Annotated in this window: 6 protein-coding genes; 3 read left to right on the top strand and 3 right to left on the bottom strand. The window is 45.9% G+C overall.

Features of this window, described 5'->3' with window-relative positions:
• Window positions 1–56 precede the first annotated feature (56 nt).
• From dnaN to Q0668_RS10645, 3 genes are all read left to right on the top strand, one after another.
• Complete coding sequence (gene dnaN, locus Q0668_RS10655) at window positions 57–1,187, top strand: DNA polymerase III subunit beta (RefSeq protein ID WP_298864044.1); 1,131 nt, start codon at window positions 57–59, stop codon at window positions 1,185–1,187.
• A 3-nt stretch (window positions 1,188–1,190) separates the two neighbouring features.
• Complete coding sequence (locus Q0668_RS10650; protein WP_298864041.1) at window positions 1,191–1,535, top strand: DUF721 domain-containing protein; 345 nt, start codon at window positions 1,191–1,193, stop codon at window positions 1,533–1,535.
• 111 nt (window positions 1,536–1,646) lie between these two features.
• Window positions 1,647–4,154: a DNA gyrase subunit B gene (locus Q0668_RS10645; protein ID WP_298864038.1), complete on the top strand. Its 2,508-nt coding sequence runs from the start codon at window positions 1,647–1,649 to the stop codon at window positions 4,152–4,154.
• Window positions 4,155–4,171: 17 nt separating this feature from the next.
• On the opposite strand, the gene hpt is transcribed toward Q0668_RS10645, so the two are convergent.
• Genes hpt through Q0668_RS10630 form a run of 3 tightly spaced genes read right to left on the bottom strand, consistent with a single transcriptional unit; the run spans window position 4,172 to window position 7,471 of the window.
• Window positions 4,172–4,693 carry a hypoxanthine phosphoribosyltransferase gene (gene hpt, locus Q0668_RS10640; protein WP_298864035.1) on the bottom strand — a complete coding sequence of 174 codons (522 nt, stop codon included), beginning with the start codon at window positions 4,691–4,693 and terminating at the stop codon, window positions 4,172–4,174.
• A 12-nt stretch (window positions 4,694–4,705) separates the two neighbouring features.
• A complete protein-coding gene (locus tag Q0668_RS10635) occupies window positions 4,706–5,779 on the bottom strand; it encodes a tRNA pseudouridine(13) synthase TruD (protein WP_298864032.1) in 1,074 nt (357 codons plus the stop codon).
• A 15-nt stretch (window positions 5,780–5,794) separates the two neighbouring features.
• Complete coding sequence (locus tag Q0668_RS10630) at window positions 5,795–7,471, bottom strand: hypothetical protein (protein ID WP_298864029.1); 1,677 nt, start codon at window positions 7,469–7,471, stop codon at window positions 5,795–5,797.
• Between the last annotated feature and the right edge of the window lie 304 nt (window positions 7,472–7,775).

Here is a 7,775-nt window from a genome sequence, read left to right as displayed (position 1 = left end):
TATTGATCAGAGAGAATCTGGAAGTTCGATGAAATCTTATAAAAGTTGATCCAAAAATGAAGCTCAGTTGTTCCCGATCTACGCTATTATCCGGCTTTCAGATGATTGGAAGCGTCATTAGCTCTCGTACACCGAAAGAAATTCTGAAGTGTGCCAAGCTCGAAGTAGGAGATGGTAAGGCAACCTTGAGCGGAACCGACCTGGAAGTCAGTATTCGATTTGATTTCGAAGAGGTCGAGGTCATCGTTCCCGGTGAAATATTATTATCCGTTCACGAGCTGGTTTCGATTCTACGTGAAGCAACCACCGATTCTGTAGAAATCGAGCTGAAAAAAGACGAACAGTCAGATCAGGATTATATTCTGATCCAAGCAGGAAAGAGCGAATTTCGACTCTCTGTACATGATCCATCCGAATTTCCATCAGTAGAAACCTTTAATGAATCTCACTTTTTTGAGATTCCCATTCAGTCTTTTCGGGAAATGATCAGAAGAACAGTTTTTGCCACCGATCCCGAAAGTACAAGATATGCCTTGGGCGGCGTATTGTTTGATGTGGAAAATGAAAAATTGACATTAGCGGCCACAGATGGGCGGCGATTGGCTTTAGTGGAATCGGCTTGTGCTTATCAAGGCGATGAGGCCTATCAAAACAACCGTCCGGTGATTCCCGCGAAAGCCATGTCGCTGATTGAAAAGAGTCTGATCGGCGATGAGGGCAGTATTCAGATAGCGATTCGTGCTAACGACGTCATCGTAAAAAGTGGCCGTTCGACCATTTTCGGCAGATTGGTCGAAGGACGATTTCCAAAATACCGGGATGTGATTCCCCCAGAACCCATTCACAATATCGACTTGGAAGTCGGAACATTTTTCGGGGCAGTTCGTCAGGCACAAATTGTAACCGACGTCGAAACGCGGGGCGTTGACTTCATCTTTTCCAATGGTTTACTAACATTGAAAAGTGTGGCGGCCTCTGTGGGAGAATCGAAAGTCGAAATTCCAATACCATTCGAAGGCGACGATATCGTGATTACGTTCGATGTTCGTTACCTGGCAGATTTCCTTAAAGCTTTAGACTCTGCAGCTCATATCAGGCTGCAATTGATCGATTCAGACAGTGCAGCCGTTCTTAAAACGGACGATGGTTACACATATGTTATCATGCCCCTTTCGCAAGCACGGTAATCAATGTCAAAACAGTACGAATTCAAATCGAGTCGTGCGGTTCCTGCAGCCGCTCCTATTTCCCAAGCCTTGTCAGAGCTGATTGCTTTGAAAGGCCTGGCTCGAGTGCGGGGAGATCAACGCTTGGTAAAAGCCTGGAAACAGGCCGCAGGAGAAAAGATTGCCAGCCAGACCGCAGTTCAGGGAATCAAAAATCGAATTGTAATGGTAGGAGTAGAAAATTCTGCCTTGTTGAATGAACTCAATTCATTTCATAAGGGTTCATTGCTGCAAAAGTTACAAAAAGAGTATGGGAAACAGGATGTCCGCGATATTCGATTTCGATTGAAATCTAAAGTAAAAAAGTAGTTCAAACAGTTCTATCAATGGAATGTGATCTCACTGTTTGGGGCTGATGAAAAGAAAAGTCACAGTTTCTGAGAAGAGAAACTATCAATTAAGTCACGGGAGTGATTAAGCGTGAGTGAACAAGAAGAGAGTCAGGCAGATCTTGAAAAAACAGGTTATGACGAATCCAATATTCGTGCACTGGAAGGCGTAGAAGGCATTCGAACCCGACCAGCCATGTATATTGGCGATACGACATTACGAGGATTACATCATCTGGTTTATGAGGTGGTCGATAATTCAATCGATGAATGTGTCAATAAATTTGCCACAACAGTTAATGTGAAAATCAATGCCGATGGAAGTGTCAGCTGCAGTGATGATGGACGTGGCATTCCAGTAGGTGAAATGCCGGAGATGAATAATCGACCGGCTTTAGAAGTCGTGCTGACTGAAATTCACGCTGGTGGAAAATTCGACCGTGAAAGCGGTTATAAAACGGGCACCGGTGGATTACATGGCGTCGGGATCACAGCCGTGAATGCGCTCAGCGAATGGTTGGAAGCCGAAGTGCGTCGCGAAGGACATGTATGGACGCTGGAATTTGCCCAGGGCGCTGTCAAAACTCCGATTCAGAAATTAGGAAAAACAGACAAAAGCGGAACCAAAATTACGTTCAAACCAGATGGAACTATTTTTCCGGATATCAACTTCCTCTACGACACTTTAACAAAACGATTACAGGAACTGGCATTTTTAAATGCGGGTATCAGAATTCGGATCAACGATGAACGTAGCGGCCAGTCCGATGAATTTTATTATGAAGAAGGATTGATTGAGTTTGTACGTCATTTGAACCGTACAGAAAATGTGCTCTACGAGGATATTATTCATATCGAAGGAGAGCTGGAAGACGTTCAAGTTGATATCGCAGTTCAGCATAATGATGGTTCACACGAAAATGTGCGCTGTTTTGCTAACAATATCTACAACATCGAAGGGGGCACTCACTTTTCCGGATTTCGTGGCGCGCTCACAAGAACAGTGAACGCTTATGGAAAAAAAGCAAACTTGTTTAAAGATTACATACCCAGCGGCGACGATTTTCGCGAAGGCTTAACCGCCGTCATCACGGTGCGCGTACCCGATCCCCAATTTGAAGGACAGACAAAAACAAAGCTGGGGAACAGCGAAGTCGAAGGCATCGTTCAAACAGTCGTGAATGAAAAATTAACAAAGTTCTTTGAAGAAAATCCGGGCGTCGCCAAAAAGATTGCTCTCAAAGGATTACTCGCAGCAGAAGCACGCGAAGCTGCTAAAAAAGCCAGGGAAATGGTACGCCGCAAAGGGGCACTCACCACAGGAGGCCTCCCCGAAAAACTGCGAGATTGCCGCAGCCGCGAACTGGATATCACAGAATTGTACCTGGTCGAAGGTGACTCCGCCGGCGGCTCCGCCGATACGGGTCGCGATTCCAACATCCAGGCAATTTTGCCTTTGCGTGGTAAAATTCTGAACGTGGAAAAAGCACAACTCGTTAAAATTCTGGATAATCAGGAAATCTCCAATATCTTCAAAGCCGTTGGTGTTCCCCCGGGAGCAGAACTGGAAGATGTCACGAAACGTCGCTACGGGAAAATCATTTTGATGACCGATGCCGACGTCGATGGCAGCCACATTCGAACCTTACTCCTGACGTTCTTCTTCCGCCACATGCGGGAACTCGTAAATAATGGTTGCGTTTACGTCGCACAACCACCTTTATACAGAGTGACTCAGGGAAAAAAAGTGCGCTATGTTCAGACCCAGGAAGAAATGATGGGGCAACTTGTGGAATTAGCCTTGAGCGGCTCCAATCTGGAACATGAGGATGGAACCATTTTTGAAGGCGAAATGCTGGAAAAACTCGTCAGGCTCGTTGCAGAACTGGAAGGACCGCTGGGAACCCTGGATCGCCGCGGAATCGACCTCAAATTCCTGTCCCTCAATTTTGCAACAGAAGACGGCCTGCTTCCCCAATACAGAATCTTCCTGGGCAAAGAACAATTCTGGTTCTCCTCCCAGGAAGAGATGACCAAATTCTTGAAAGAAGAAGAAGCAAAACGCGGCGAAGAACTCGAAATCGCAGACGATAATGGTCAGCCAATAGAAGAGCCGAATTCTGAAGAGGGCGAAGGAAGCGAAGAAGATGAGTTTGGCAAAGAAGGTGCCCTGCAGGTGACCGACTTGCATGAGATCAGAAGCATCAATGAATTGTTGAAACAGTTGAGAGGTTATGGAATGAAATTAAAAGATTTCTATTCCCCTGGAAACCGAAATGGAGAGCCTATTTTTCCGTTTAATATCAATACCGGAGGGAATGTCGTTCGTTTGACAAATCTCCGAAATCTCCTGCCTTCGATGAGAGCAATCGGAGAAAAAGGCCTGAAATTAACCCGCTTCAAAGGGTTGGGCGAAATGAACTCCGAAGAACTTTGGGAAACCAGTATGGATCCCGCACAACGCGTCTTACTTCAAGTCGGCATGCAAGACGCCGCGGCTGCCGACGAAATCTTCCGCGTCTTAATGGGAGACGTCGTCGAACCACGACGTGAATTTATCGAGAAACATGCCTTAGATGTGAAAAATCTCGACGTCTAATTCTGATAAAAAATCAATCAAGCGAGATCAGCATCTTCCAGATAACCAATGAAAGGAAGATGCCGATACTCGTTATTGTAATCCAGTCCATAACCGACCACAAAATGGTCTGGAATTTTGAAACAGTGAAAATCAGGTGTAAAATCCACTTCGTTTGCTTCCACTTTCCAAAGCAGCACAGCCGATTTCAGAGAGCGTGGTTTTAACTCACCGATTTGAGCTAACACAGTCTGCATTGTTTTACCGGTGTCAAAAATATCATCCACAAGCAAAACATTACGACCAGTAATATCGGGCAGATAATCCAGGTTGACCTCTAATAAACCGGGCGTTGTCGTTTTACCTCGATAACTGGAAGCCTGAATCATGCCCACCTGATGAGGAACATCTATCGCGCGAATTAAATCGGCCATTAACACCAGACTTCCCGACAAAACTCCAATAATCGTCAGCGGTCGGCCCTCGTATTCCTTTGCCAGCTCACGTCCCAGATTAATGACGCGCGAGTTGATCTGTTCTTGATCGATCAAAACTTTCACAAAGAATTCCTTTCAGACAGTATCGCCGGGAACGGACACTGCTGTTTCATTTTTCATAAATTCTCTTAACAACATCGTTGCATACACGCCCGATGGTAGCGCGAAATCGAATAAAATGCCATCATCCGTTTGCTCTATTTTAAGTTGCTCAGGCCAGATAAGAAATGGACGTCGGGCACCAGAAGTCAGTTTTTTATATCGCAAAAAATGAGCAGGCTCTAACGAAAACTCTTGCAGGATCTTTTCTTCATGCTCCTGTACCGCATGTGTGGTTTGCTTCATTTTAGGCCCGAAAATAGGGCCAGTAATCACGGTTTCCTGCAGATCGAAGCGACCCTGTTCCGTGGGCACATCTTCCACAACGAACATGCCACCCGATTCACAAACCTGCATCACGTCCCCCAATTGAACGGTATGCAAACTCCCATCAGAAACGCGATCTGACAAAACACGATTAAACAGACAAGACTGCGCCGCCGACAATGCCAGTCGCTTTAATGATTTATTGCTGAAGTATTTGCTTGGCACGCGTTCGTTTTTTAACAGTTTCAAACCCATGATCAGGGTTTCATTGCCAATGCCCATCCGCTGCGCACCATAATAGTTGGGAAAGCCGGATTGCGCGATTTGTTCCTGAATCGCAACCGCATTCTCGAATCCATCATCATCCGTATTGCGGAGTAAGATCGAAAAACGGTTCCCTTTGAGATGCCCCGTTTTCAACTTGCGTTCGTGTCGCGCACTCTCCAGAATGCTGATCCCGTCAAAAGCAAAATCAGCCAACAACGGTTCACATTCTCCAGGCACGGAAACAAACTGCCGCGTGATCGCATGACGATCTTTCATCCCGGCCACACCAACGTCCCGAGGATTGATTCGCAGCTGTTGCGATAATATCTTCACCAGAAACTGCGCAGAGACACCCCGCTTTTCAATCCAGAGAAAAAGATGATCCCCTTCACCCGTAGGCGCATAAACGGGGATCTCCTCAACAACGAAATCTGCGACGGCATTTTTTAGCGAACCACCTGTTCCCGCTAAATCTTCTGTCAGGTAGGGGAGGATCGAATTTTCTGGTTCAGACATATCGGGAACAGTGTTCTACTTTCGGTTGGCAATGGCTAAGGAAATCAGTCGAATAAAACCTTCGCCCAAATCCAAATTCAAACTCGCCTGATTAGCTGTGATTTTAGGATAAAAAGTAAGTAAATCGCCACCCGAGGCAAACGCAACTTTGGCAGCTTCCATCATCTCGCGATTCTTCGCGTTTTTTTCTGCCAGGGGAAGAAGCTGAGCCATCTTTAAAGAAATCAGAAAAGCAGAGCCAGGCTTACTCCGAGTACTTTGACTATTGGCAATCGACTTTTTCAATAATTCTAGAGAACCTGTTTCTCCCATCGCCATCCAACACGCATGTGGTCCACAGCCCACGTAAACCACGGGGTTTTCACCAAAGAATTCTTTCGTATCCTGCTTCATATTTTTAGGAAGAATTTTATGGATCGTCACTCCATCGACCTCAGCGACATTTTTTTCCATTCCCTCCGTATCTTCTGCCTGTAACATCAAATCAAACAATTCCTGCAAGCCTTCTTTGAAGGTATTCCCCTGTTTCAACTTCAAGGCTGCAATCACAGCAGGCTTCCCTTTGGATGTCTGCAAAATCTGAACGTGTCCATCCAATTTTCCCGAACGAACGGTTGCTTTACCCGCTTCTATCATTTTCGCAACCGAGCCTGGTTTCGATTCATCTCCCAGTAAAGAGGGGGGCACATTCGCCTTTGATTTCTCAATCAAATCCAGAATCGCTTTCTGTTCAAAATCTTTACGCAACGGAAAGACATTATAGGCGAGGAAATCTGCCGCCGCCGCATTGAGGTATGAGTATTGGCTGGTTGCCTTGGAAGCGTTCTTTAACTCTGCCTCCAGTTTTGAACCTGATTTAGCTTTAACACCGAGATGTAACTGAATCTGCTTGTCTGCTTTTGACAGGTTGTAGCCAAATGTCAAGTCTTCACCATCTGCCGCTACAAGCTCAAATTGCTTTAACAGAAACTTTGCCGTTTCAGAACGCGTGCGATATTGAAAATCGTTCTCATCTCGTTTGCGGGCCAGCTGTTCATCAATTTTGGCACTCGCCAGATCCACGGCCATCATCCGCATCGGCTCAGGTACATTTTGCAATAACAGCGCGCCAGCAATATCGTATTTAGCAGCCAGCGCTTTGGTATAAGTCTCGGGGTTAGTAAAATCTCGATCCAGTGCTTCGCTTTTGAGCTGGAAGAAAGCATAGCCGTGGGCCAGCTTGAGATGCACGGAAAAACTAGGCAGCGCTAGCGTATAACGATCTTCTGTTCCTTCTACCGGCGCCAGTTGAAAACCAACCTCGCTCAGTGTTTCAGTTAATTCATCCAGATTTTTGATCGGCACAAATCCAACAGATGTCGGCTGCGGGGAGATTCCTTTATTCAAATAAACAAGAACTCCGAACGGCTTGGTTTTATCTAACCCTTCCAGATTCCGGTACTGGGCCAGAAAACCCTTGATCATCGCCGGGTATTCCGGTTTATCAACCGTTTCAAACAGATAATCAATGTCTTCGAGAACGCGATCGACACTGGCAATCGAAGCCACGGCGATCGGTTTGTTCCAATCAATATTTTCTTTGCGCGGCTCCGTCGAAGACTTGCCCTGCGCAAAGACAACAGCACCCATCGCCAGAAAACAGAGTAAGAATGAAAACCGTTGAAGATAAGAAACTGGATTCACAGTATGCACGGATAAGCCCCTTTTTTTACAGAAAGACGATAACGAATGTTGGCAGTTCTCCATTTCAGATCGCACGATACCGACCACCAATCTTAACCTGATCTACCACGTTTACCTGCCCGAGAGTCATCAAGTTGCAAAAATTTTTCAAAATCAATAAATCAATCACAGCCCTTTCCTCGAAAAGCACCCGAAAAACACCTGAAAAAACCACCCTTGACCCCCACCCGCCATTAGCGAATATGCGTTGCACGCGTCGCGCGCGAGTGAGAGAAATCTCCACTGCATCAAACAACAGTCAATCAAATTCAAT

Origin of the sequence: uncultured Gimesia sp., from assembly GCF_937910335.1 — a bacterium.
Lineage (GTDB): Bacteria > Planctomycetota > Planctomycetia > Planctomycetales > Planctomycetaceae > Gimesia.
Note: the sequence above shows the minus strand (reverse complement) of the source record. Positions and strands in the feature narration are given on the sequence as shown.